The sequence below is a fragment of the Bradyrhizobium sp. RDM12 genome, from assembly GCF_051917485.1.
Classification (GTDB): Bacteria; Pseudomonadota; Alphaproteobacteria; order Rhizobiales; family Xanthobacteraceae; genus Bradyrhizobium.
In genome coordinates this window covers 7,359,453-7,382,938 of sequence record NZ_CM133064.1, presented here as the reverse complement: position 1 = coordinate 7,382,938, position 23,486 = coordinate 7,359,453, and the positions used below count along the sequence as shown (strand labels likewise).

The following is a 23,486-nucleotide window of genomic DNA, read 5'->3' as shown; positions in this document are numbered from 1 at the left end:
ACTCCTCGACTTCAGCGGCACTTGCCAACTACAAAGAAAGTTAGGAAGCCCACCAGATCAGGACGCCGAAAGCGCGACCGGGGCGTGGCTGCAAACGGGCGCGTCGCGGTGCTATTTCTGGATGTCAATCGGTGCTCCGGGGAGCCGGGGCCGAACCCGGCGAACCCACTGTTGAGCCGATTGCCGAGTGCCCTCGCCAACTTTTGGAGCGCTGATAGCGCCGGCCGCGGGCAGCGTCCTTACGCGGAACGCCTCACCATGGGGGAAGCACCGCAACAACTAGTGGTGAAGGTGATTGTAGCTTTTCATAGAAGCGAAGGGAACCTCATCAATCTCAGCGGCCTGCGTTGCTTTTCGCCGCCGAACGAAGTTCAGCGGGCCTTCGAGTGCTGAGCCGCCACACTCTGTTCACGAGGCTCTTTTGCCTCGGTGCCAAGGCGCGCAATCGTCGTGACACTGCCGCAAGCAATGCGATCTATATGCAGACGCCGAGGATAACCATCAGCATTTGCGCGTATGGCCTCACGTCACAGAACGAAGCCGGCGCGCTGAGTATGATAGCGCCAGTAGAATCGGGTCCGGAGCATTCAGGCTAGTGCTCGCGGGGGCGGTCGCAACCGAACTCGCACATTAAGTTTGGTGTCTAGCCTGCTGGCTGTTTCAGGAGCTGCTGCGAAGGTGATTGAGAAGGTCAGCGGTGTCCGTACCTCTCGACGAAGCGGGGATCCGGAGAGCGGATAGCCGGTTCTGCTCCTGTTGGGGGCCTTTAATCTTGATGGTCCATCTAATTCCTCAGAGAGAATTTCACTCCCAAACGATGTTGCGTAGCCGCCAGGCGGCGCTAGAATTGAGAGAGCGCCGTCGCGCGCACGGCGGGACGAGCTAGATCGGGAGTTATCCCTATGCCCATAATCCGTCACGTTGGCCTGATCGCAGTCATCCTGGCAGGCCATGCCCAAGCTCAAGATCGGCCTCCGACTGAAGAGAAGAAAGACCAACCGACTAAATGCTCCTATACAATTGGCGAGAGAGTTTATGAGGTGCCTGTCGGCAAGCACCTTTGCTGGCTATCGCCTGCTCCCTATTCCGACTACGCGTTGTTGAAATGTGGGCCACCCCTCAACGAGATAACAGATGGCTTGAAGCGCGGCGACCCGCGTTGCGATCAATACGAAGATCGGCGTTAGTCCAAGAGATTGTGGGGCAAGGCACGGTGACACGCTTCACCGCATTTTCCTTTGGAAGCGCGCGGCATGGGGGCAGTCGTCTATGTCATGGAAAAGAAAGACCGCGCGGATGAACCGCCCCGGGTTTGCCGGAGGCTCCAACTCCTGAGAGGATGGAGCCATGACGAGCAAGACGACGAACAAGTTCTCATCCGAGGTCCGGACCCGAGCGGTTCGGATGGTTCTGGATCACGCCGGCGAGCACCCGTCGTGGTGGGCGGCAGTGACGTCAATCGCGGCCAAGATCGGCTGCACGCCGCAGACGCTGCATGACTGGGTCAAGAAGGCCGAGGTCGATAGCGGGCAGCGGGCCGGCGTTCCGACGGACACGGCCGAGAGGCTGAAGGCCCTGGAGCGAGAGAACCGCGAGCTTCGGCAGGCCAACGAGATCTTGCGCAAGGCAAGCGCATATTTTGCGATGGCGGAGCTCGACCGCCGGTCCAAGCCATGATCGCCTTCATTGACGATCATCGTGGGGCGCATGGGGTCGAGCCGATCTGCAAGGTCTTGCCGATCGCCCCCTCGACCTACCACGCCCATGTGGCCAAACGGCGCGATCCGGCCAAGCTGTCGGCGCGCGCCAGGCAGGATGTCAGGTTGAAGATTGAAGTCCGGCGCGTGTTCGATGAGAACTTCTCCGTCTATGGCGTGCGCAAGGTCTGGCGGCAGCTCAAGCGCGAAGGCTTCGATGTTGCCCGTTGCACCGTGTCGCGACTAATGAGGGACATGGGTTTGCAAGGTGTTATCCGCGGCAAGCCGGTCAAAACCACGATCAGCGACAAGGCCGCGCCATGCCCGCTGGATCACGTCAACCGCCAATTCAAGGCGCCAAGGCCGAACGTCCTCTGGCTCTCCGACTTCACCTATGTCGCGACCTGGACGGGCTTTGTCTACGTCGCCTTTGTGATCGACGCCTATGCCCGCAGGATCGTGGGCTGGCGAGCCTCGCGCACGGCGCATGCAGGCTTCGTGCTCGATGCGCTGGAGCAGGCATTGCATGATCGTCGGCCGGTCCATTGCGGCGGGCTCGTCCACCACAGCGACAGGGGCAGCCAATACGTCTCAATCAAATACACCGAGCGCCTGGCTGAAGCAGGCGTCGAGCCTTCTGTCGGCAGCGTCGGAGATTCCTATGACAACGCTCTCGCCGAAACCATCAACGGGCTCTACAAGGCCGAGGTGATCCATCGGCGCGGACCATGGCGCAGCTTCGAGGCCGTCGAGTTCGCGACGCTGGAATGGGTCGACTGGTTCAACAACCGGCGGCTCCTGGAGCCCATCGGCAACATACCGCCGGCCGAAGCCGAGCAACGCTACTACGCCATGCTGGAACAACCGGCCATGGCGGCATAACTTAAACCAAATGGCCTCCGGCAAACCCGGGGTGTGTTTCGGCATGGAATAAGGACCCCGTTTTCGGGGTGATCGGCATCCAATCGGGACCCCGGGATAAGGGTCCACAGTGGCTTCCATCGAGTCATGGAAGCCGAGGTTGGGATGCTGGTGGTGGAGACGATTGGTAAGATCCGTCGCGCCTACTTTGTTGATGGTCGTCCGATCAAGGCGATCTGCCGAGAACTTGGCGTATCGCGGAAGGTGGTTCGCAAGGTCATTCGTTCTCAAGCGACGGAGTTCCGGTATGAGCGCGAGACGCAGCCGCTCCCGAAGATGGGTGCCTGGAGTGCCGAGCTTGACCGGTTGCTGGCAGGGAATGAGAGCAAGGCGGCGCGGGAACGGCTGACGCTGATCCGGCTATTCGAAGAGCTTCGCGGCCTGGGTTACGCCGGCGGCTATGATGCGGTTCGTCGATACGCACGACGGTGGAGCAAGGAACGCGGCAGCTCGACAGCGTCGGCCTATGTGCCGCTCAGCTTTGCACCAGGTGAAGCCTACCAGTTCGACTGGAGCCACGAGGTCGTCCTGCTGAGCGGCACCACGGTGATGGTGAAGGCTGCTCATGTCCGGCTCTGTCACAGCCGCATGCTGTTCGTGCGGGCCTATCCGCGGGAGACGCAGGAGATGGTGTTCGACGCCCACGACCGGGCGTTCGCCCTGTTCAAAGGCACCTGCACCCGCGGCATCTACGACAACATGAAGACCGCCGTAGAGACGATCTTCGTCGGTAAAGGCCGTCTCTACAATCGCCGCTTCCTGCAGATGTGCAGCCACTATCTGGTCGATCCGGTCGCCTGTACGCCAGCGTCGGGGTGGGAGAAGGGGCAGGTCGAGAACCAGGTCGGGCTGGTCCGGGAACGCTTCTTCACGCCGCGGCTGCGGTTCAAAAACCTCGACGAGTTAAACGCCTGGCTGCTCGACAAATGCATCGCCTACGCCAAGGCTCATCGTCATCCGGAGCTGGCCGATCAGACGATCTGGGACGTGTTCGAAGCCGAACGCCCCAAACTCGTTCCCTATGCCGGCCGTTTCGACGGCTTCCATGCAGTGACAGCATCTGTCTCGAAGACCTGCCTGGTGCGCTTCGACAACAACAAGTACTCGGTCGCAGCCAGCGCAGTCGGACGACCGGTCGAGGTTCAAGCCTATGCCGATCGCATCGTGATCCGTCAGGACGGCCGGATCGTTGCCGAGCATCCGCGATCCTTTGGCCGCGGCGATACCGTCTACGACCCCTGGCATTATGTGCCGGTGCTCGCTCGCAAACCCGGCGCCTTGCGCAACGGTGCTCCCTTCAAAGACTGGGTGCTGCCGGCCGCGATCGAGCGGGTCCGGCGCAAGCTGGCCAGCACCGACGATGGCAATCGGCAGATGGTCGACATCCTCAACGCGGTGCTGACTGACGGTCTGTCCGCGGTGGAAGCGGCCTGTGCCGAAGCGCTCAGTCACAGCGTCCATTCCGCCGATGTCGTGCTCAATATCCTGGCCCGTCAACGTGAACCCGCCCCACCGGCCAACATCATGACGCCGGCCGCACTGACGCTGCGCCATGCACCGATCGCCGATTGTGCCCGCTACGACAACCTCCGGAGGACCATCTGATGGAACGAACCCAAATCTTTGACCTCATGGGCGAGCTCAAGCTCTACGGCATGAAGGCCGCCTTCGATGAGATCATGGCAACTGCGGTCAAGCGCCAGCACGAACCCCAGCGCATTGTCGGCGACCTGCTCAACGCCGAGATCAACGAGAAGCAGGCCCGCTCGATCAAGTACCAGCTCACCATCGCCAAGCTGCCGCTTGCCAAGGACATCGCCGACTTCCAGTTCGACGGGACGCCGATCAATCAGACTCTCGTCAATGATCTCGCTGGCGGCGGCTTCATCGCCCAGCAACGCAACGTCGTCCTGGTCGGCGGAACCGAGCCCGCTTCATAATGCTCACCTTTCTATCTCGTTAGAGTTCCAGTTCTTTTTGTAGCGGAGTGCCGGACGGCGGACGTCTGAGGCGCCGCGCGGTGGCGGCTCGTTTGACGTCAGCACGCTCAAGATCGGCTGCTTTGATGATCCAAGGTGCCCCTTTGCAAAGCTGGCCCGCCGCGAGCTGGTCGTCCTTGATCAGACGTCGCACGGTTGATGGGCTGACGGAGAGGGCCGCGGCCGCCTCGTCCAGAGTGACCTCGCCGCGGTCGTGGCGCTCGCCTTCACGATAGGCTGCGACGTCGTTGTGGCTGCGCAAGCTGCACACTCGCGACTTGGTCCAGCCATTGCCGCGCCCCGTGGTCTTGCCGGAGCGGTTTAGCACCGACGCGATCGCTTTGTCCGGCATCTGCCGCGCCAGCACGCGCACGAGATCGACTGTCTCTCCCGCTGCGCTCCAGCGGTGCTGGCCGGAGCGATTCTTCTTGACCTTGAGAGCGGAGTGGTCACCGCCGTGCCAGCGGATCACCAGATCGAGCGTGGTGTCCTCGACGCGGACGACGATCTCGTCGATCAGCGTTCGCACGATCCGCTTGCGCGTCTCGGGGGCCACGCTGGCACTCGACCAAGCACGCTCCAGGTCGGCGCCTAGCGTCATCAGCCGCTCCCGGTCGGCAGGTGTGAGATCAACAGCGGGCGAAGCCGTCAGTGCGTCCAGCTCGGTCTCCAGATTGCGCGCGACCGCCAGCCGGTCATTCCATCGCTTTTCCAGCTCGGCGGCGACGAGACGATTGGCGGGATCGACGGCATCGTATTGGCGGCGCGCCCGCCCGACCTCATAGCGAGCCTGCTCCAGCGCCAGTTCGACTTGGCCGCGTTTGTCTTCGTTCGCACGGCTGCGCGCAGCCTGCGCGGCGAGTGCCGCCTCGATACCGAGCGGCTGCAGGCGCTCGACCACCTCGGCGGCCACGTCACGATCGATCCGCATGCCGCCGAACGAGATGCAAGGGTCACCGCCATGATTGTTGGCGCCGCCCCGACAATGGTAGCGACCGGTGTTGCCGTCCTTGCCGGAGTAGGCGACGTGAAGTTTGCGCCCACAATGGCCACAGCGCAGCAGGCCGGCGAGCAGAGCCTCACCTCGGCGCAGGGCACCGCGGCTCATCGGGTTCTTGCCGTTGGCGTTATCCGCAATCAGGCCGAGGTTCCTCTCATGGTCCGCCCAGCTCAGATAACCCTCATGATGGTTCGGAATCAACACCTCCCAATCCTTGCGCTCCCTCTTGAAGCCGCGAACCACCTTCTTGCGGCCGGCCTCGATGCTGATGCGGCTGCCAGTGCGCCCGAATGCATACGCGCCCGCATAGATTGGGTTGGTCAGAATGTGCAGGATCGTGTTGTAGACCGGCAGCTTCCACTCGACCAGGCGGCCTTCGGCGCCATAGGTGACGGCCGGCAGCGGAACGCGCTCGTGTCTGAACCAGAGGTGCACCTGACGCACCGACTGCATCTCGGTGAACTTGGCAAAGACGAGCGCAATCGCCTCGCCGACGCGCCGATCCGGGTCCTTCTCGATACGGTTGTGGCCGACCCGCACGTAGCCGACGGCGACCGTCATGAACAGCTCGCCCCGGCGCGCCTTCTGCTTCAGCGCTTCGAGCGAACGCTGGCGCAGTACCGACAACTCCATCTCGCTCATGGTACCCTTCATGCCGAGCAGTAGGCGATCGTTGGGCTGTCGCGGATCGTAGACGCCGTCCTCGTCGGCGATCAGTGTGCCGACGAGACCGCAGAACTCGAGCAGGGTGTGCCAGTCGCCGTTGCGTGCGAGCCGCGACGCTTCGATCGAGACCACGACTCCGACGCGCACCTCACAGATGGCGGCCAGCAGCTTCTCGAAGCCGGGCCTCGCGACGCCACCACCGGAGCGACCGAGATCGTCATCAATGACGGCAACATCGCTCCAGCCCAGCTGTCGCGCGCGCTCCGGCAAATTGTACTGACGGCGCTTACTTTCCAGGTTGTGGGCGACCTGATCAGGCGTCGACTGACGGATGTAGACGACGGCCTGACGGGCGAGGTGCTCAGGCGTGACCTTGCTCATGAGCGGCCTCCTCGTCTCTGCGGTTGGCGTGCCCGTCTCGATATTGGCGCCGTCGGCGAGGGCCTCGACCAGCAGCCTCTCGATCAGGCGGACGAGAGTGCTTCTCTGCGACGCCGGAATCGCGGGCGTCTGGCGATCCTCCTCGAACAGGCTTCGTTGCAAGTAGCGTCTTGGTTGCATGATCCCCTCCTTCACGCAGGGGCCGCGCCCCGCCTCGAGAGGCGATAAGCACATCGATTCGCGCCCGCAGCTCGACGAGCCTTTCGACAGCCAACCGAGGGCTTGCTGTGAGCGTTGCAGAGCGAGCAATATCCTCGCTCATCCAGGCCGGGATTAGGGCGAGTGTCCCGTCGGGCTGCACCACGACCAAATGGTCCTCGCCGGCGAAGCGCTTGCGGTGCTCGACCTGCACCATCTGCCCGGCCCGAGGATGGAACGGATAGAGGATCAAAACCTCGAACGCCAGACACCCGGCATTGTGACGCTGTCTCGACGGGCACCGGCAAGACCCATCTGGCCATCGCTATCGCGCGAAGCTGCATCCGATCCGGCGCCCGTGGCCGCTTCTATAACGTCGTCGACCTCGTCAACCGGCTCGAGACCGAGACCCGCAACGGTCGGCAGGGACGGCTCGCCGAGCATCTGACCCGCATGGACTTCATCGTTCTCGACGAGCTGGGCTATCTGCCGTTCGCGCAATCCGGCGGTCAGCTCCTGTTCCATCTCATCAGCCGGCTCTACGAGCGCACCTCGATCATTGTCACCACCAATCTTGCGTTCGGCGAATGGCCGAGCGTGTTCGGCGATGCCAAAATGACCACCGCGCTACTCGACCGATTGACCCATCACTGCGACATCGTCGAGACCGGCAACGACAGCTGGCGATTCAAAAGCCGCGACGATGTTCAAACAACCCGCGCTCGCGCCGTCTCCGCAACCCCGACCAGCTCCGACGACCCGAGCGCTACCAGCAGAGCACGCCGCTCAAAGGGGTCCCTTTGATGCCGATAGGGGGTCCCAGTCGAACGCCGATTGACACCCTGCGCCCGCAGGACGGCGTGGACGCGGGGGCTGCCGTAGCGTCCGCTGCTGTCCCGATGGACCTGCCGGATCACGGCCAGGAGCGTGGCATTCGATTTTGCCCGCTCGCTCACCGGACGCTCGCGCCAGGCGTAATAGCCGGCCGGCGAGACCTCGAGCACGGCGCACATCATGCGGACCGGATAGGTCTCGCGGTGATCCTCGATGAAGCGAAAGCTCATGTCCGGGTTCCGGCGAAGATCGCGATCGACTTTTTTAAAATGTCGCGCTCCATCCGCAGCCGTTCGTTCTCCTGGCGCAGGCGGGCGATCTCCGAAGCCTGGTCCGCCGGCATCGGCGTCGCCTGCGTGGTGGGGCGCCACGCCGCCGATGCCTGCTCCTGCCGGAGCTTATCGACCCAGCGTCGCAACACCGAGTCGCGCAGACCGAGCTCCTTGGCAACCGACCCGATCGAGCGACCGCTCGACACTACCAGTTCGGCGGCCTGGCGCTTGTACTCCTCAGTAAACGACCGACGTTGACGTTCCATTCGACACCTCCGGGCTCAACGAGCCTACTACAGGTGTCCACTCATTCGGAGGAGGTTCACCGACACGCTGGTGAAGCGCAGTCACGGCGTAGAAGCATTCTCGCACCAGCTCGACCTGATTCTCTACTTGCCCCTTCTTCCAGCCTGTGGGGTACAGCAACTGGATCGACTAGATAGTGACTGCCTATTAGGAAGCGACGATTGTAACGACGGTCTTTAGCGCCTGCAGGTGCCTTTGAACTGGGCGAACGCCCAGTCGTGGGCGTCGAATACCATCTGGGTCTCTCGCGGGTGTGCCCGCACGAACAGCATGCGGCTGTGACAAAGCCCGACATGGGCGGGCTTCATGGCTACTGTGGAGCCGCTCAGTGGAATCACCTCATGGCTCCCGTGGAAACTGGTAGGCTTCCTCTAGGGCAAAACTCAGCGGGACATAAGCGGCTGCAGTCGATTGCTCACGTTTCTTGCTCCACCGCCTGGCGAAACGCCGCACTGCGTCGTAAGCGCCATCATACCCGCGTCCGCGTAGCTCTTTGAAGATCCGGATCAGCGTCTGCTGTTCACGCGCGGATTTAGCCGCGTTCGCTGCGGGCAGCACGTCGGGCTCGGATGCCCATCGTCCCAGCCTGATACGCGGCTGCACCAACCGCTCGTACTCGAAGGAGGTCTCCCCGACCTCAGCACCTTCCGAATCGTGTTCCGCGACATCTTTATGTAACGGGCGATCTCCTTGATCGTCTTGCACTTGATGAAGTGCTCTCGCCGTATGCGCGCAATGGTGTCCATAACCAGCAACCCCAACCACCTGTTTTAGTCCCAAGCAAGCAGCGCAATAGCCGAATAGTGGGGCAATCTTGTATGCCGAATGGCACCGTGGGTTCTAGGCGGACAACAATCGGGCGAGGTCGCGTACATAGGTCGTTAAGTCAGCCCAACTGGAGCAGCGTGAAGATCGAGGTTTCGCGACGCTCCGGACCAAACCCACGATTGCGGTTCTCAGTGCTCTTGTTTGTGTAAGACGGGATCGCACGGCAACATTGGATCATTGATAGGCCGCACGAACCACGCAGCTATTTCACGAACGAGCTTTAGGATTTTAAGGTTTGCGTCAGTGAAGGCTCGGCCGAAAGCTTAGTTTTGTAGATTGGGAGATAGCGCAACCCCGATGACAGCGCGCTGAACCTTTGACCATTCGAAGTTGCTCTGCACAAATTCAACAAGCAATTTTCTCTCGGCGAGCCTGGCGGGCTCGTCTTGCTGCAGTCTCTCGGTTATGATCCGAGCTACATCTGTTGGACTGCCAAAAAGGTATTCGTCCCCCAGCAAGTAGTCGCGCACACCTTCGATGTTGGAGCAGTAAACCGGGATGCCGCACGACATTCCCTCCAGCAGGGCGTTGTTAGCCGAGGCAAACGTCAGCGGAAGCAGTATGAAAAGAGACCTTTGAACGATTGCTTTGTATTCTGACGACGAAAGGTGTGGGTAAAACACCGCGTTCGCGCTCTCTTTCAATGAGATCAGTTTCTCCCGATCCACGCCAATCATGTCGAACTTAACTTTGGGATGGCTTCTGCAAGTCAAGCCGATGATTTCTTCGATAGCCGCGTAGTCTCGATAATTGTCGCCGATGATTGTGATTCGCGCTTCGCGCTTCGCGTTGAGATTGATTGCGCCGTCGCACAACATCCCGTGTGGAATAACGACCATTTCCGAGTTAAACAGTTTGCTCAATTGAACCTGTTGATGGCGAGACAGCGTGATAAAGCACGACACGCAACGGAAGCTTATAAGCTTAAGGCGTTGAGCGACGGTATTTTCTCGCTGGGACCAGAAATCTATACCAAGGTGCAGAACGCAAACGACGCGCTTGCGCATAATCCTCAAGCATATTGGAGATACAAAGACTGTCTGCTCGGGATAGAAAATGACGACTGCCGAATAGCGCCACGACCTGAAGATCGTCATCAAATCAATTAGCAGAAAGTTGAAGCGTCGCTTGACCGATCCTATTGGAGCGTCGCCCCAAAGCAGGAGGTTTCCGTTTACATAATCTGCGGCTGACATTACGACGTGATCGTAGCCAGAATCTTTGTCGTGATGGGGCCAGCGGAAGCCGGAATATAAGACACTCGCATGGCCTTCCTTTGAGCGTCCACGGCGACGGAAAAGCACGGGCACAAAAGATCTCCATACACATTTATAAAATCTACTGCCGTCATCTTATTGGCGACCCGGCCGACTAAAGCTCTTTTGGCGGCATCTTAATTCCTCTTTGAAAATCAAGTGTTACCGAGTAGTTGCCTGAAATTATACTACCAGCCCGGGATAATGGAAGGCTTCTGGGCTGATCTAGTGTCGACTGCTGCGGAAGGAGCTCCAAAGTACCGATGCGTCTTCGTCGATTTTGTGCAACCGAGTATCCCCCGCAACACAGGGGAGTCGCGGGCAACAGCTAGACAAGACAGTCCGGCGTCGAGCAATGACCTGGCGGGCTGGCTTGCGGTGCTGGAACGATGGTCCCGTAATCTTCTTAATGGTCATCTACGCCGCCGTCTCGGCTTGCGCCGTGTTCTTCTCTAGATCGGCAAGCCGTAAGTGAGCTTGGTCTAGCAGCTGCCACGTCTCTCGCGCCACTCGCCGGTCAATTCCCTCGAGCAAATAGCCAGCTGGGCCGAGGTGAACGTCACCACTCCGTCAGCGGGCTCGACCAAAGAAAGTGACTGCGCTCCAGCCGCTGGTGTTGAGCGTCGTTCATGTTGGGCGCGACAACGCGTGCGGTCACTGCGCCTTGCGGGGACGCTTAAGATTCACCAATCAGTTTGCGACCCAGCAGACGAAGGGTAATCTTTCTTCCGCGCACCAAGAGCGGGTACAGCATACGTGCAAGACGCGGCTGCGAAAACATAAGTAGATTTAACCTCGCAAAAAACGAATTTCTTCCACCAAGAGCTGTCAAAAGGTGCATCGCATCGGCGCCATAATAAAATTGTTCTCGCCACCGTACGACCATCCCATCATTAAGATCAAGCTTCTGTGCTCGAATGTCGTCGACTATGGGATCTGAGGAACGTGCATCTATAAGGTGAACACGCAAACCCTGCTCACGCATTCGATATAGCAAAACGTATCGACTGCAGAACGGGCATTCGCCATCGTAGATGACAAAGATCTCGTTGTTGTTATCGGGGCTCAATTCGGTGGTCCGTTCGTTTGCGCAGGTCGCGGACAAGCTTGCCTTGCACGAGATTGAGGCAAACCGATTCCACGACGTAGTGATACGCTACAATGTCGTCCATGCGCAGCTTGTTGAATTCTGGGAACATCCAAGGGTTGGAGAGCAAGTGGTGCGGATAGAGGTAGAAACTGTTGCTTTCTTTCACCCAGGGATGGGAGCGGAAGAATATATCAGTTTGATCAATCAGGTTCTCGACAGCATTTAAGGTAACGCCGGTTTCCTGCCGCGTTAGGACTTCTGGCCCGCACGTTATCGCGTCGTGCCAGGTCTCAGTATTTCTGTTGTTGCCGCCAACTCGATTTCTGAAGTGATTTTCTGGAATGTACAGGGTGCCGGCCCCAATCATATACGAGTAAATCCCGAAGTAGGTTGAGGGCGCCCGGACTTCTTGGCCATCTCTGGTCTCAGCATAGAACAGTTGGCTCGCTAGCTTTGGACCATCCAACCATCCAAGGTAATTAGTATAGAAGAAGAAACGGCCGCAAACTACGGTCGTAATCATCACAAGTTTCATCGGCAGCGTAAACCCGCCGCGAGGGAGGCTATTTGCGGCTGCAACGATGAAGAGGTTCAACGCGATCCAGAAAAAGAATAACGCCCCGAGGGTAAACCAGACACCAATATGGAAGGCGTCGAAGAGAAGACAGAAAATTGACAGCGCGCGTGTCGACAGTGACGCGAGCGGCGAGAGTAACTGCGCACCCAACACCAGGATATTAAATAGCAGCTGATTTTGAACGATGGCGTCCCACATGAATTGCAACGCGCTGGGCCACATCGCGAGCGGAGCATCGCCACGCTCAAGACCCATCAATATGGATGTCTGCGTCGGATTTTCGAACAGCCAGGTCCACGGCTTCGCGCCGCCTGCCTGCAGCTTGGCGATCCCGGACCAGAAATAGCTACCGAGGTGAGCGCCGACCGCGCAAGCCCAGATCAGATCATAGGAGCACTGGCGCAGACCCTTAAGGTCATAAGAATTCGACGACCATTCGATCCAAGGAGCGCGCTTTATAGTCCGTGGGCTGGTAAGCACAATTGTGATCAGGACGCCCAGCACGATAAGAATGCCGACGTCAAGCTTACCGAGATAATCAGTTTCGGTAACGTAGATGCCTGAGACAACGCTCACCATCTGGCGCCATGCAAGGTAGTAGAAAAACAACGGGATGAGGAACGATGGGCGCCGGATTGATGCCGCACCCGCTATGATCGCTAACATCCCACCGTAACGAAAGAATAGGACGTGGTCGCCGGAACCGAACAGAACATTAGGAGGGCCAGGAAAAGGACCAAGCAGATCGAATACCTGCTGGACGAACACCATCATTCCGATTCCGAACGCGACGATCCGTAGCTGCGGAGAAAAGTCTGAATAGCGAACGTATCTGAATGTAATTGCGCCCGCAAAGGCGGCGCAGATTATAAGGAGAATGGCGATCTCGGACCAAGCTGCGATATGCGTCACCGCTCGCCGCGACGCGGCGGACAACACGATCGATATGACGAGGATTGTAAGGGGCCCCTTAGCGAGAACGTACGGGGTTGGACTGCTTGCCCTGAAGTGGCGACGGACAATGGCTTCCCCGCACAGCACTGCGATCAAAAACTATGTTTCAAAATGACGCCGTTGCAAATTAGTCTGACGTTCCAGTTCAGAAGTAGACGGCTTCGTTTAGCGCCACGACGCTCTGGACTTTATCATTGTGACCAACATTATGGCCAATTTGACCGGGCTGCAACTCCTTTCGATGAGCGGTTCGCCGACGTTTGTTCCTGTCCGCGGGCGTCACATTTTGTGACCAAATTTTGAACGAGTATCTCAAATTTGGACTTTGGTGAGCTACGAGCGCCTTAAAAGGTCTAAGTTCATTTGGAGACAGCCTGCCGAGATAAAGACCGGCCCTAGGCTCCAGTCTTGCCGGCAGATGCGTAGTCCAAATCGTTGGTAGGCATCATATTTGCGCCGTCCAGACCATCCAATCTCGACGTTGACGGAGTCTGCGATTTGGAGTGGCTTAAGTCAGTGCTTGCTTTATGGGGACCGTGGTGATTGTTCACGAAGAATGCTGAATTTCGGTTTGAGGTAAACGGCTTACGCGCATTAGCCGTTACGCTTATTCTGCTTTTCCATGCCGGCCTTGGCTTTCCCGGGGGCTACATTGGCGTGGACGTATTTTTCGTCATCTCCGGCTTTTTGATCACGAGATCAATCGTTAACGCGATGGACGAGGGTCGTTGGTCCCTGATGAACTTCTATGATCATCGATCGCGTCGAATCGTACCTGCCTTAGTTGCGATGATGCTCGCGACCAGCGCTTTCGCTTTGTTGGTCCTGCTGCCGATCGATCTAAAAAACTATGCACAGATGCTGGTGGCGACGGCAGGCTTTCTTTCTAACGTTCACCTGGCACGCTTGTCTGGTTATTTCGACGCTCAATCGGAGCAGAACCTGCTTCTGCATACGTGGTCTTTAGGCGTCGAAGAGCAATTCTACATTATTTTCCCGCTATTGGTTGCGGCAGCTCAGGTCAAACTAAGGAAGTTCAAAAGATCTCTTTTGATTGTTGTCGCGCTCGTATCATTCGGGTTGAGTTGTTATTATCTTCCCACCCATCCGAATCAAACCTTCTATAGTTTGCCCTCGCGTGCTTGGGAGCTACTGGCTGGCGGTGTCGTCAGCATGACAGCGATCCAAATCAAGAGACCGCTTTATCGAAAATTGATCTCGGTGTGCGGGCTCGTCCTAATTCTATCATCCGCATTGTGGCTCGATCCCATGACGCCCTTTCCCGGAATGGCGGCAGTCCCGTCAGTACTAGGGGCTGTTCTGATCATTGTCTGTGGAAGAGAAACATTCGTTGAGGATCTCGCCAAGCTCCGCCCGGTGCACCTGACCGGTCTTTGGTCCTATTCACTATACTTGTGGCACTGGCCGGTTCTTGCTGGGGCCCGCTACATTCTGGCGCGAGATTTGTCGCCTTACGAAGGTGCCATCCTTCTGTCAGTGACCACCCTAGTCTCGGCTGCATCGTTTCGGTGGATCGAACAACCGCTACGTCGAAGGTCGCCTGCGATGCAGATTTATGCTGGGCCTCTAGCTGGCCTCGCGGCGTTGGCAGCGATTGGCATACTAGGGGCGTGGATGTACGCAAGCAACGGGCTAGCCGGCCGTTTCCCCCGGATGTCGTCGCGATCGCAAATCATGCACTAGATGTTCCCAGCCCCGCGTGCGCGAACCCATCACCGGAGACCATCCGCAACGGCGAGCTCTGTCAGATCGGGAGCGAAAACGGGCCTATCGACTGGATTGTCTGGGGTGACAGTCACGCTTGGGCGATGCAGGAAAGCTTTAATCAATGGCTCCGCGCCCATGGAGGGCGCGGCTTTTTGCTCTCCGGACTGGGGTGTCCGCCGTTGATAGGCTATGTGAGGGAGCGCTACTCGCCACCCTGCAACAGCATGGGCAGTGCTGCGCTTGATTTGATCAAGTCGCGCAACATCAAAAACGTCGTCCTTGTGTCTAGTTGGGCCAATTGGTTCGGTGACCATCGTGATTTCTCGGACAGTGAAGCAGTGTCGACGACGGTCGAACAGTCGCGCGCCGCTTTGACCCGAAGCTTCGTCACGACCCTGTGGCAGTTGAAATCTCTGGGCACCAGAGTTTGGATAATGGAGCCGCTACCGCAAGCCCGTTACGACGTGCCTTCTACTTTGGCGAAGGATTCTTTTTTTTCCAGGGCATCTAATCTTAGTTTTTCGCGGGAGGAGTATTTCGATCGAACTAGAATTGTGTTTTCACTTTTCGATCGCTATCGATCTGAATTTTTTGCGACAATTGAGATTGGACGTTCCATGTGTAGCTCAGGAACATGTATCGCGAGCCGCAATGGCGCGCCTCTTTATGCCGATCAAAACCATATTGCCTTGAGTCAGAGTGAATTTTTCGCTAAGCTCTTGCTGGAGTCAGAGAAAAGAAGCTCACTGCCGTAAATCTGCCGGAGGGCCCGAGAACGACGCCAGCAAGCCTTCCGCCGATTGTTGCGGACTTCAAGGGTTGTGAACAATTAATCAGGGTTCACGCAACAGCGTCTTCGCGCACTTCGACGCTTTGCATCCTCCTCAAATTCAGTGTGGCGCCGACGCGTAGCAACTCTCGCTGCTGGAGTTCGTAATGGAAAGCGACATCCGACGGACAGAGATGTAAGCGTTCCCCTGTGACACCATCGATGATCCAGAAATGCTGTCCCCAACCAGCATTTCGACGATCGCAATCAAGCTCTAAAACATAACGCATTAACTTTACTCCTGTACGCAATATCGGTGCAAGGTACTGTAGATTGTAATAAAAAGGCAAGCGGCTGACTCGCTCTAAGTGATCGCGGTTACTCTGCCAAGCTCCCATAGCCGGCGCATATCAGTAGATAGCCGCCGGTTTTTTCATTCTCGGCGAGGCCGGCGCCGGTAGTGCGAATGCTACTGTGGGTGGAGCGTCTCGCCGTTCGGCCCATTCACATGAATTGCGACACCGGTAAGACCTACCGAATGACCTTGCATGGTTCTGCGCTCGAGAGCTGCCCTAGCGGAGCGAGGTAAATACTACTGAAAGTGGTGCTGCCCCATTGTCCCAAGGGAGCCAATCTTGACCGAAGGCTCAGTTGTTGAATGCGAGCGCCGAAACGCGGCCCCACTTTCGTAAGCGCGAAGCCGATACCCTTGCTTCAGAATTCGAATGAACGTGCGAAGAAGCCTCCGGCTTGGACGGAGGTTTGGGATGGGATTGGACAGCAAAAAGGACGTCCATTTGGACGGCTCATCGGTAGGGCCGGTGAGCCGGCTGGAGGTCCTTGAAGGACCGTCGGGACGCCGCGTGCGTTCGGAGGCTGAGAGAGCTCGGATCGTCGCCGAGAGTCTGCTACCCGGTGCCCAGGTCTCCGAGGTGGCGCGCAAGCACGGGGCGACGCGCTGGCAGATTTACGATTGGCGACGACGCTTTCGACAGCGAGGCCTGTTGGCGCCGTGCGAGGCGTCGCAGTCGACATTCGCGCCGCTGGTCGTGGAAAGCGCGTTGGAGGAGGGTCACGTTCCGGCGATCAAGCTTGAGATCGCGATCGGCGATGTCGTGCTGCGGACGGACACAGCAATAGATGGCGAGCAGCTGTCCCGGGTGATCCGCGCAGTGCGAGCGTCACGATGATCGCGGCCGGTGCCGATCTGAAGATTTACATCGCGACGCGGCCGATCGACTTCCGCTGTGGCCACGATGGAGTTGCGGCGAAGGTGCAGGAGATGCTTGGCCTCGACCCGTTCAGCGGCGCAGCCTTCGTGTTCCGATCGAAACGAGCGGACCGGATCAAGATTTTGGTCTGGGATCGAACGGGCCTGGTGTTAGTTCATAAGCGCCTCGAAGGCTGCAAGTTCGTTTGGCCAACGATCGCAGACGGCGTGATGCGCATATCGCCAGCGATGTTCGCAGCCCTGTTCGAAGGGCTGGATTGGAGGTTAGTCCGCCCGAAAGAAGCGCGGCGTCCCCAGGCGGCTGGATAACTGCGGCAGATTGACTCGGGAGCTATTTTGAACGTGGCAGGCGCGGTGGCGACGTGCTCGAAATAGCGCATGAGCATTGCGGCGCTGCGCAACGAAAACGAACGCCTGAAGGCGCTTTTGGCGCAAACGCAGGCAGCCTTGAGCGAGCATCAGGGGGCATTGGCGGCATCGGAGGAAGCGCGACGTCGGCTGGAGGTCATTCTCGGGGAATTGAGACGCGAGAAGTTCGGCGCGAAGTCCGAGAAGCTACGGCCAGATCAGTATCACTTGCCGCTGGAAGACGTGGAGATCGCGCAAGGCATCCTGGACGCGGCTCAGGAGAGAGCCGAGGCTGTGATCCAGGGCCGATCGCGGAGCGCGCCGGATCAAGGTTCTCATCGCAATCGCGGCTGCTTGCCTGCCCATTTGCCTCGGGTGGAACGGATCATCGAGCCTGCGAGCACGCTCTGTCCGTGCGGTTGCGGCGCCATGACAAAGATCGGCGAGGACGTCAGCAAACGCCTCGACGTGATCCCGGCGCAATGGCGCGTGCTGGTCACGCGCCGCCCGAAATACATCTGTCGCCGCTGCTCGGGCCCTGTCGTGCAGGCCCACGCGCCGGAGCACGTCGTGCCTGGTGGGCTGCCGACCGAAGCGGCCATTGCGCACGTGATCGTCTCCAAGTTCGGCGACCATACGCCGTTTTACCGTCAGGCCGAGATCTATGCTCGGCAGGGGATCCGGCTTGATCGGGCGACACTGGGCAACTGGTCCGGCCGCGCCTGCTTCCATCTCCAACCCGTAGCGGACCACATGCGTCGCCATCTGGAGAGGGCAGATCGTCTGTTCATGGACGAAACCACGGCACCGGTGCTCGATCCCGGGCGTGGCCAAACGAAGAAAGGCTACTTCTGGGCGATCGTCTCCGACGACCGCGGCCACAGCGGCCCAAGTCCTCCGATCGTGCTGTTCCGATATGCCCCCGGTCGCAGCGGCGCCTTCGCGGAGCAGTTCCTGCATGGCTTTAACGGACGCTTCCTGCAATGCGATGCCTATGACGGTTATGACCGGCTGACCGAAGTCGCTCGACCGCAGGGGCCGTGGACGCTTGTGCATTGCTGGAGCCATTTGCGGCGGCGCTTCGTCAAATTGGCCCGCAACAGCAAATCGCCGATCGCCGAGGCTGCGGTTCGGCACATCGCACAGCTTTACGCCATCGAAGCCATGGTACGCGGTTCATCGCCGGACATCCGGCTGGCCGCGCGCAAGGAGCACTCGCTGCCAATCGTCGCCGCGCTAAAGCCATGGTTCGAAAAACAGCTGTCGATGATCTCCAGTGGTTCGACGCTCGCCGAGGACATCCGCTACGCGCTCAATCACTGGCAAGGGCTGACCCGCTTCCTCGAAGACGGGCGCCTCGAGCTTGACACGAACCCGGTCGAGAACGCCATCCGGCCAGTCTGCCTGACTAGAAAAAATGCGCTCTTCGCCGGTCATGAGGTCGGAGCCGAAAACTGGGCCTTGCTCGCGTCGATCGTCGCCACCTGCAAGCTCAACGACATCAACCCGGCCGCCTACATCGCCGAAACACTCGAGACGATCATCGACGGCCATCCCCATAGCCGCATCGAAGACCTTATGCCGTGGCGATTCCGCAAAACGTCAAGCCAGCCTCAATAGGGTTGCGGCTAAGCGCTTACCCACTTTCGACAGCAGAGGCAGAACAAAATCGGACGTGGGGCATCGGATGTGCTATTGACGAGAATGAAGGTATATTTTGCGATTATCGCGGTCATGCTGTTAGCGCCCGCCTCAGCTGCGCAGCCCGAAACTCCGGAACAAGTCACGCCTGAAATCTCAACCCGCGATCAAATTAAGGCGGCCCGCGCCAAACAAGCCGAAGATATGAAAAGCGGTTCTTCTGCGCGGCCGTGGGATCGCGACGGCGATGGCAAACGGCCCTGGGACGTAACAGCGAAGCCTAGCAACGCCTCAAGGCCCTGAGAGAGAACCGTCGTCCAAAGCGCATTGAAGGCCGCTTATAGTGCTCACAAAAAGAGGATTTTGGTCGCATATTGCGCCAGGGCTTGCGCGTGGCGAGATCAGATTTCGCAGTATGGGTGACTACTTAGACTGCATGCTGTTTGTACTCGATAGCAGCAAGACGACACGCGCCTTATCCGTTACGTTTCGGTTGTCGGCGGCTTATTCTCGCGATGACACAAGTCTTGTTCTCGCGATGACACAAGTCTTGATTCGGCACTCGCGCCTGAACGCCATTGAGGAGACATTCCCGGCCCCGATTTGCTGCAGTCGGGCGTTGTATTTAGCCGGTCCACTCGGGGAACCTTGCCTCTCTTGCCTGGTCTGGCATTGCATTCGCTGAATGAACAAGATGACAACTTTGCGACCAGTGATCGTGACCGGCGCTGCCGGCTTTATCGGAATGCATGTCTGTGAACGGCTGTTGGCGCGTGGCGAACAGGTCGTCGGTATTGATGCGTTCACGCCGTATTACGATCCGGCACTGAAGCGTGCGCGCCTGGAAAAGCTCAAGCACCTTCCCGGCTTCGGCTTCCGGGAGATCGACCTTGCCGATTTTACCGCGGTGATCCGCGTATTCGATGAGGTCGCGCCCGATCAGGTGCTCCACCTTGCGGCGCAACCGGGCGTCCGCGCCTCGATCGACGATCCCATCACCAGCATCCGTGCCAATTGTGACGGCTTTGTCACCGTGCTCGAGTCCGGCCGGCGCCACGGTCTAGCGCATCTGGTCTACGCCTCGTCGAGCTCGGTTTATGGCGCCAATCGAACCCTGCCGTATTCGACTGAGCAATCGGTGAATCATCCGGTCAGCCTTTACGCCGCGAGCAAGAAGGCCAACGAGCTGATGGCGCACACCTTTGCTCATGTTCACAAGCTGCCGGTGACCGGTCTTCGCTTCTTCACGGTCTACGGTCCATGGGGCCGGCCCGACATGGCCGCCTATCTGTTCACGCGCGCGATCTTCGCGAATGAGCCGATCAAGATCTTCAATAATGGCGACATGTGGCGCGACTTCACCTATGTCGATGACATCGTCGAGGGCGTGATCCGCACTCTCGATCGGCCCGCAGCTCCAGATCCCGCGTGGAACGCGGAGCGGCCGGAAAATTCGTCGAGCTACGCGCCGTATCGGGTCTACAACATCGGCAACAATAGGTCGGTCAAGCTGCTCGAGTTCGTCGAGACGCTCGAGAAGATCATCGGCAAGCCTGCGATCCGCAAGCTGCTGCCGATGCAGGCCGGCGACGTCCTGGAGACGCGCGCCGACATTTCCGCCCTCCAGCGCGACGTCGGTTTCGCGCCGTCGACGCCAATCGCGGAAGGCCTCGCGCGTTTCGTCGAATGGTATCGAAAGTACCACGGCGTGTGATCGCCGAAGCGAACGGCAAGACACAAAAAATCCGGGTGGCGACGGTTAAGGTTTGTTCGGCTCCCGAAGCAGCCTGCCCTAATGTTGGGCATGCGGCCGGATAGAGAAATGGTCTAGGGTGCTCGGTGGAACATCCGTCGTCAACGGAAAGAGTTTTTCATGCGAATTGCGATGATCGGCACCGGTTATGTGGGACTGGTGTCCGGAGCCTGCTTTGCGGATTTCGGTCACGACGTCACCTGCGTCGACAAGGACGAGAAGAAGATCGCGGCGCTTCACCGCGGTGAGATTCCGATCTACGAGCCGGGCCTCGACGAGCTGGTCGCGACCAACGTGAAGGCCAAGCGCCTGAGCTTTGCCACCGACCTGTCGAAGCCGGTCGCCGATGCCGATGCCGTGTTCATCGCGGTCGGCACGCCGTCGCGTCGCGGCGACGGCCATGCCGATCTCTCCTACGTCTACGCGGCCGCGAAAGAGATCGCACAATCACTGTCCGGCTTCACCGTCGTGGTGACGAAGTCGACCGTGCCGGTCGGCACCGGTGACGAGGTCGAGCGCATCATCTGCGAGGCCAATCCCAAGGCCGACGTCGTCGTCGCTTCCAACCCCGAGTTCCTGCGCGAAGGCGCCGCGATCCGCGACTTCAAATTCCCTGATCGCGTCGTCGTCGGCACGTCCGATGAACGCGGCCGCAAGGTGATGGGCGACATCTATCGCCCGCTGTCGCTGAACCAGGCGCCGCTGATGTTCACGGAACGTCGCACCGCCGAGATGATCAAATACGCGGCGAATGCGTTCCTCGCGACCAAGATCACCTTCATTAACGAGATTGCGGATCTCTCTGAAAAGGTCGGCGCCAACGTGCAGGAAGTCGCGCGCGGCATTGGCTTGGACAACCGCATCGGCACCAAGTTCCTGCACGCCGGTCCGGGCTTCGGCGGCTCCTGCTTCCCGAAGGACACCAAGGCGCTGATCAAGATCGCTCAGGATTACGACGTGAGCTTGCGCATCGTTGAATCCGTGCTGGCGGTCAACGAAAACCGCAAGCGCGCGATGGCGCGGAAAGTGAGTCAGGCGCTCGGCGGCTCGCTGCGCGGCAAGACCATTGCCGTGCTCGGTCTCACCTTCAAGCCCGACACCGATGACATGCGCGATGCACCGTCGATTCCGCTGGTCACAGGCCTGCTCGACATGGGTGCGAAAGTTAAGGCGTTTGATCCCGTCGGCATGGAGCAGGCCAAGCAAGAGTTGCCCAGCATCACCTATTGCGAAGATGCATATTCGTGCGCGCAAGGCGCCGATGCGCTGGTCGTCGTCACCGAATGGGTGCAGTTCCGCGGGCTCGATCTCGACCGCCTGAAGAGCGTCATGGCGCAGCCCACCATCGTCGACCTCCGCAACATCTATCGCCCGGAGGACATGGCCGCGGCCGGCTTTGTCTATCAGAGCGTCGGGCGATCTTCGCCTTCAAATACAACCTAGCGCTGCCAACCTCCGTCAAAAGGGTCTTCGATCAATGGTCAATGACCATCGCCCCGGGGGCCGATTGTATCCAGGGTCTGGGGCGCCGGCACGCGGCTGTGGCCGGCTTCGCGCGAGGTGCGCCCGAAGCAGTGTTTGCCGCTGTTCGGCGCGCGCTCGACCTTCCAGGACACGCTGTTGCGCGTCTCTGACGCTTCGCTGTTCGATCGCCCCATCGTCATCACCAAGGCGTCCTATCGCTTCATGGTGCTGGAGCAGCTCGCCGAGATCGGCATCGAGGCCGACCTGATCCTCGAGCCGATGCGGCGCGACTCCGGTCCCGCGATCGCTGCCGGCGCGGCGTTCGCGCAAAACCGCACCAGTGAAGCGATCGTGCTCGCGCTCGCTGCCGACCACGTGGTGCAGGACAATGCCGCCTTCGTCGCCGCGTGCCGCGAGGGCCTCACTGCCGCGAGCACCGGGCGCATCGTCACCTTCGGCGTCAAGCCGGAGCGGCCGGCGACCGAATACGGCTATATCAGCCCGGGTGAGGTGATCTCCGGTGAGGTGCACGCGGTCGCGCGCTTCGTCGAGAAGCCGGATGCCGTGAAGGCGGCCGACTACGTCAATTCGGGCTATCTCTGGAACAGCGGCAACGTCATGTTTCCCGCGGCCCTGCTGCTCGACGAATATCGCAAGGTTGATGCGGCAAGCGTGGAGGCTGTGTCCAACGCGGTCACTAACGCCGGCCGCGATCTCGGCTTCGTGACGCTGGAGGCGCAGGCTTTCGGTGCGGCGAAGGCGATCTCGATCGACTATGCGGTGATGGAGAAGACCTCGCGCGCAGCCGTGGTGCCGGTGTCCTGCGGTTGGTCCGACGTCGGCTCCTGGCACGCGGTGTGGGAATTGTCGAACAAGGACGCGCAAGGCAATGCCTCGCATGGCGCCGCGGTCTTCGAGGACTCGCGCAATTGCAACATCACAACGGATTCCGCGCTGGTTGCTCTCGAAGGCGTCGATGATCTTATCGTTGTTGCGACCGCGGATGCAGTCCTCGTCTCGCGCCAGAAGGACGCCAACGGACTCAAGCGGCTGGTCACAAAACTCAAGACTGTCGCGCCGAAGGTCACCGAGGGAGCATCTCAAGGTGCATCGCCCCTGGGGCAGCTACCAGTCGGTCGACAATGGCGAGCGCCATCAGGTCAAGCGCATCGTGGTGAAGCCGGGCGGGCGTCTGTCGCAGAAGCATCATCATCGCGCCGAGCACTGGATCGTGGTCCGTGGCGCCGCCCGCGTCACCGTGAACGAGACCGTGAAGACGGTGCATGAGAACGAGTCCATCTACATCCCGATGGGCGCGGTCCACCGGATGGAAGAATCCCGGCAAGATCATGCTGGAACTGATCGAGGTCCAGACCGGCTCCTATCTCGGGGAAGACGACATCATCCGGATTGAAGACGACTATCAAAGGTCCTAATCAGCAACATTGGTCTGCTTGAACACGAGCGTATCGACAAGCGCTCGAACTAAGAACTCGGCCGCGGCCCAGGCCATTCAGGCGTAAGAGCCGAAGCGTCGATCTAATAACCTCCTTTAGAATAAGCTCATACATTCGAAGAATGAAATGTCCAGAA

Annotated in this window: 16 protein-coding genes, 5 pseudogenes and 1 other annotated feature; of the genes and pseudogenes, 12 read left to right on the top strand and 9 right to left on the bottom strand. The window is 59.3% G+C overall.

Going from position 1 to position 23,486, the window contains the following annotated elements:
- The first annotated feature begins 1,347 nt into the window (after positions 1-1,347).
- The 3 genes and pseudogenes from ACTGJ9_RS35970 to ACTGJ9_RS35960 form a co-directional block, all read left to right on the top strand.
- Positions 1,348-2,579 (top strand): IS3 family transposase gene (locus ACTGJ9_RS35970; protein ID WP_456674903.1). Its coding sequence is split into 2 segments (ribosomal slippage): positions 1,348-1,639 and positions 1,639-2,579, totalling 1,233 coding nucleotides; the frame shifts between segments, so codons are not numbered across the junction.
- Positions 1,632-1,748 (top strand) — a sequence feature (AL1L pseudoknot). It overlaps the preceding gene by 117 nt.
- Positions 2,580-2,723: 144 nt before the next feature.
- Positions 2,724-4,245, top strand: a pseudogene (gene istA, locus ACTGJ9_RS35965) (IS21 family transposase).
- A pseudogene (locus tag ACTGJ9_RS35960) lies at positions 4,223-4,543 on the top strand (ATP-binding protein); the annotation flags it as partial. The pseudogenes istA and ACTGJ9_RS35960, both read left to right, overlap by 23 nt.
- Before the next feature lie 34 nt (positions 4,544-4,577).
- On the opposite strand, the gene ACTGJ9_RS35955 reads toward ACTGJ9_RS35960, so the two are convergent.
- Complete coding sequence (locus ACTGJ9_RS35955; protein WP_456674902.1) at positions 4,578-6,644, bottom strand: recombinase family protein; 2,067 nt, start codon at positions 6,642-6,644, stop codon at positions 4,578-4,580.
- Positions 6,625-7,059, bottom strand: coding sequence for a hypothetical protein (locus tag ACTGJ9_RS35950; RefSeq protein ID WP_456674901.1), 435 nt, complete (start codon positions 7,057-7,059; stop codon positions 6,625-6,627). Before ACTGJ9_RS35950 ends, ACTGJ9_RS35955 begins: the two co-directional genes overlap by 20 nt.
- Positions 7,060-7,136: 77 nt before the next feature.
- Between ACTGJ9_RS35950 and ACTGJ9_RS35945 the strand changes: the two are divergent.
- Positions 7,137-7,541 (top strand): annotated as a pseudogene (locus ACTGJ9_RS35945) (ATP-binding protein); the annotation flags it as partial.
- Between the two features lie 8 nt (positions 7,542-7,549).
- On the opposite strand, the gene ACTGJ9_RS35940 reads toward ACTGJ9_RS35945, so the two are convergent.
- The 6 genes and pseudogenes from ACTGJ9_RS35940 to ACTGJ9_RS35915 form a co-directional block, all read right to left on the bottom strand.
- The gene (locus tag ACTGJ9_RS35940) at positions 7,550-7,906 is read right to left on the bottom strand and encodes an IS3 family transposase (protein ID WP_456674900.1); all 357 of its coding nucleotides are present in this window, start codon (positions 7,904-7,906) and stop codon (positions 7,550-7,552) included.
- Positions 7,903-8,214: a transposase gene (locus ACTGJ9_RS35935; protein ID WP_456674899.1), complete on the bottom strand. Its 312-nt coding sequence runs from the start codon at positions 8,212-8,214 to the stop codon at positions 7,903-7,905. The genes ACTGJ9_RS35940 and ACTGJ9_RS35935 overlap by 4 nt, the downstream gene beginning before the upstream one ends.
- Positions 8,215-8,302: 88 nt before the next feature.
- Positions 8,303-9,009 (bottom strand): annotated as a pseudogene (locus ACTGJ9_RS35930) (IS21 family transposase); the annotation flags it as partial.
- 336 nt (positions 9,010-9,345) lie between these two features.
- A complete protein-coding gene (locus ACTGJ9_RS35925) occupies positions 9,346-10,392 on the bottom strand; it encodes a glycosyltransferase (RefSeq protein ID WP_456674898.1) in 1,047 nt (348 codons plus the stop codon).
- A gap of 622 nt (positions 10,393-11,014) precedes the next feature.
- On the bottom strand, positions 11,015-11,323 hold the full coding sequence (locus ACTGJ9_RS35920; protein ID WP_456678736.1) for a DUF393 domain-containing protein: 309 nt from the start codon (positions 11,321-11,323) through the stop codon (positions 11,015-11,017).
- Positions 11,324-11,393: 70 nt separating this feature from the next.
- Entirely contained in the window at positions 11,394-12,779 is a 1,386-nt protein-coding gene (locus ACTGJ9_RS35915) for a hypothetical protein (protein WP_456674897.1), read from the bottom strand.
- Positions 12,780-13,502: 723 nt separating this feature from the next.
- On the opposite strand from ACTGJ9_RS35915, the gene ACTGJ9_RS35910 reads away from it, so the two are divergent.
- The gene (locus tag ACTGJ9_RS35910; RefSeq protein WP_456674896.1) at positions 13,503-14,663 is read left to right on the top strand and encodes an acyltransferase family protein; all 1,161 of its coding nucleotides are present in this window, start codon (positions 13,503-13,505) and stop codon (positions 14,661-14,663) included.
- Entirely contained in the window at positions 14,591-15,442 is an 852-nt protein-coding gene (locus tag ACTGJ9_RS35905) for an SGNH hydrolase domain-containing protein (RefSeq protein WP_456674895.1), read from the top strand. The genes ACTGJ9_RS35910 and ACTGJ9_RS35905 overlap by 73 nt, the downstream gene beginning before the upstream one ends.
- Before the next feature lie 85 nt (positions 15,443-15,527).
- Here ACTGJ9_RS35905 and ACTGJ9_RS35900 read toward each other — a convergent pair whose 3' ends face one another.
- On the bottom strand, positions 15,528-15,746 hold the full coding sequence (locus ACTGJ9_RS35900) for a hypothetical protein (RefSeq protein WP_456674894.1): 219 nt from the start codon (positions 15,744-15,746) through the stop codon (positions 15,528-15,530).
- Between the two features lie 477 nt (positions 15,747-16,223).
- Between ACTGJ9_RS35900 and tnpA the strand changes: the two genes are divergently transcribed.
- The 6 genes and pseudogenes from tnpA to ACTGJ9_RS35870 all read left to right on the top strand — a co-directional run bounded on the left by tnpA (position 16,224) and on the right by ACTGJ9_RS35870 (position 23,329).
- The gene (tnpA, locus tag ACTGJ9_RS35895; protein ID WP_456674893.1) at positions 16,224-16,646 is read left to right on the top strand and encodes an IS66-like element accessory protein TnpA; all 423 of its coding nucleotides are present in this window, start codon (positions 16,224-16,226) and stop codon (positions 16,644-16,646) included.
- Entirely contained in the window at positions 16,643-16,996 is a 354-nt protein-coding gene (gene tnpB, locus ACTGJ9_RS35890; protein ID WP_456674892.1) for an IS66 family insertion sequence element accessory protein TnpB, read from the top strand. The genes tnpA and tnpB overlap by 4 nt, the downstream gene beginning before the upstream one ends.
- 69 nt (positions 16,997-17,065) lie before the next feature.
- Entirely contained in the window at positions 17,066-18,655 is a 1,590-nt protein-coding gene (tnpC, locus tag ACTGJ9_RS35885) for an IS66 family transposase (protein WP_456674891.1), read from the top strand.
- A gap of 715 nt (positions 18,656-19,370) precedes the next feature.
- Positions 19,371-20,390 carry an NAD-dependent epimerase/dehydratase family protein gene (locus ACTGJ9_RS35880; RefSeq protein ID WP_456678735.1) on the top strand — a complete coding sequence of 340 codons (1,020 nt, stop codon included), beginning with the start codon at positions 19,371-19,373 and terminating at the stop codon, positions 20,388-20,390.
- A 159-nt stretch (positions 20,391-20,549) separates the two neighbouring features.
- The gene (locus ACTGJ9_RS35875; RefSeq protein WP_456674890.1) at positions 20,550-21,872 is read left to right on the top strand and encodes a UDP-glucose dehydrogenase family protein; all 1,323 of its coding nucleotides are present in this window, start codon (positions 20,550-20,552) and stop codon (positions 21,870-21,872) included.
- Positions 21,873-21,935: 63 nt separating this feature from the next.
- Positions 21,936-23,329: pseudogene (locus ACTGJ9_RS35870) on the top strand (mannose-1-phosphate guanylyltransferase/mannose-6-phosphate isomerase).
- The last annotated feature ends 157 nt before the right edge of the window (positions 23,330-23,486 follow it).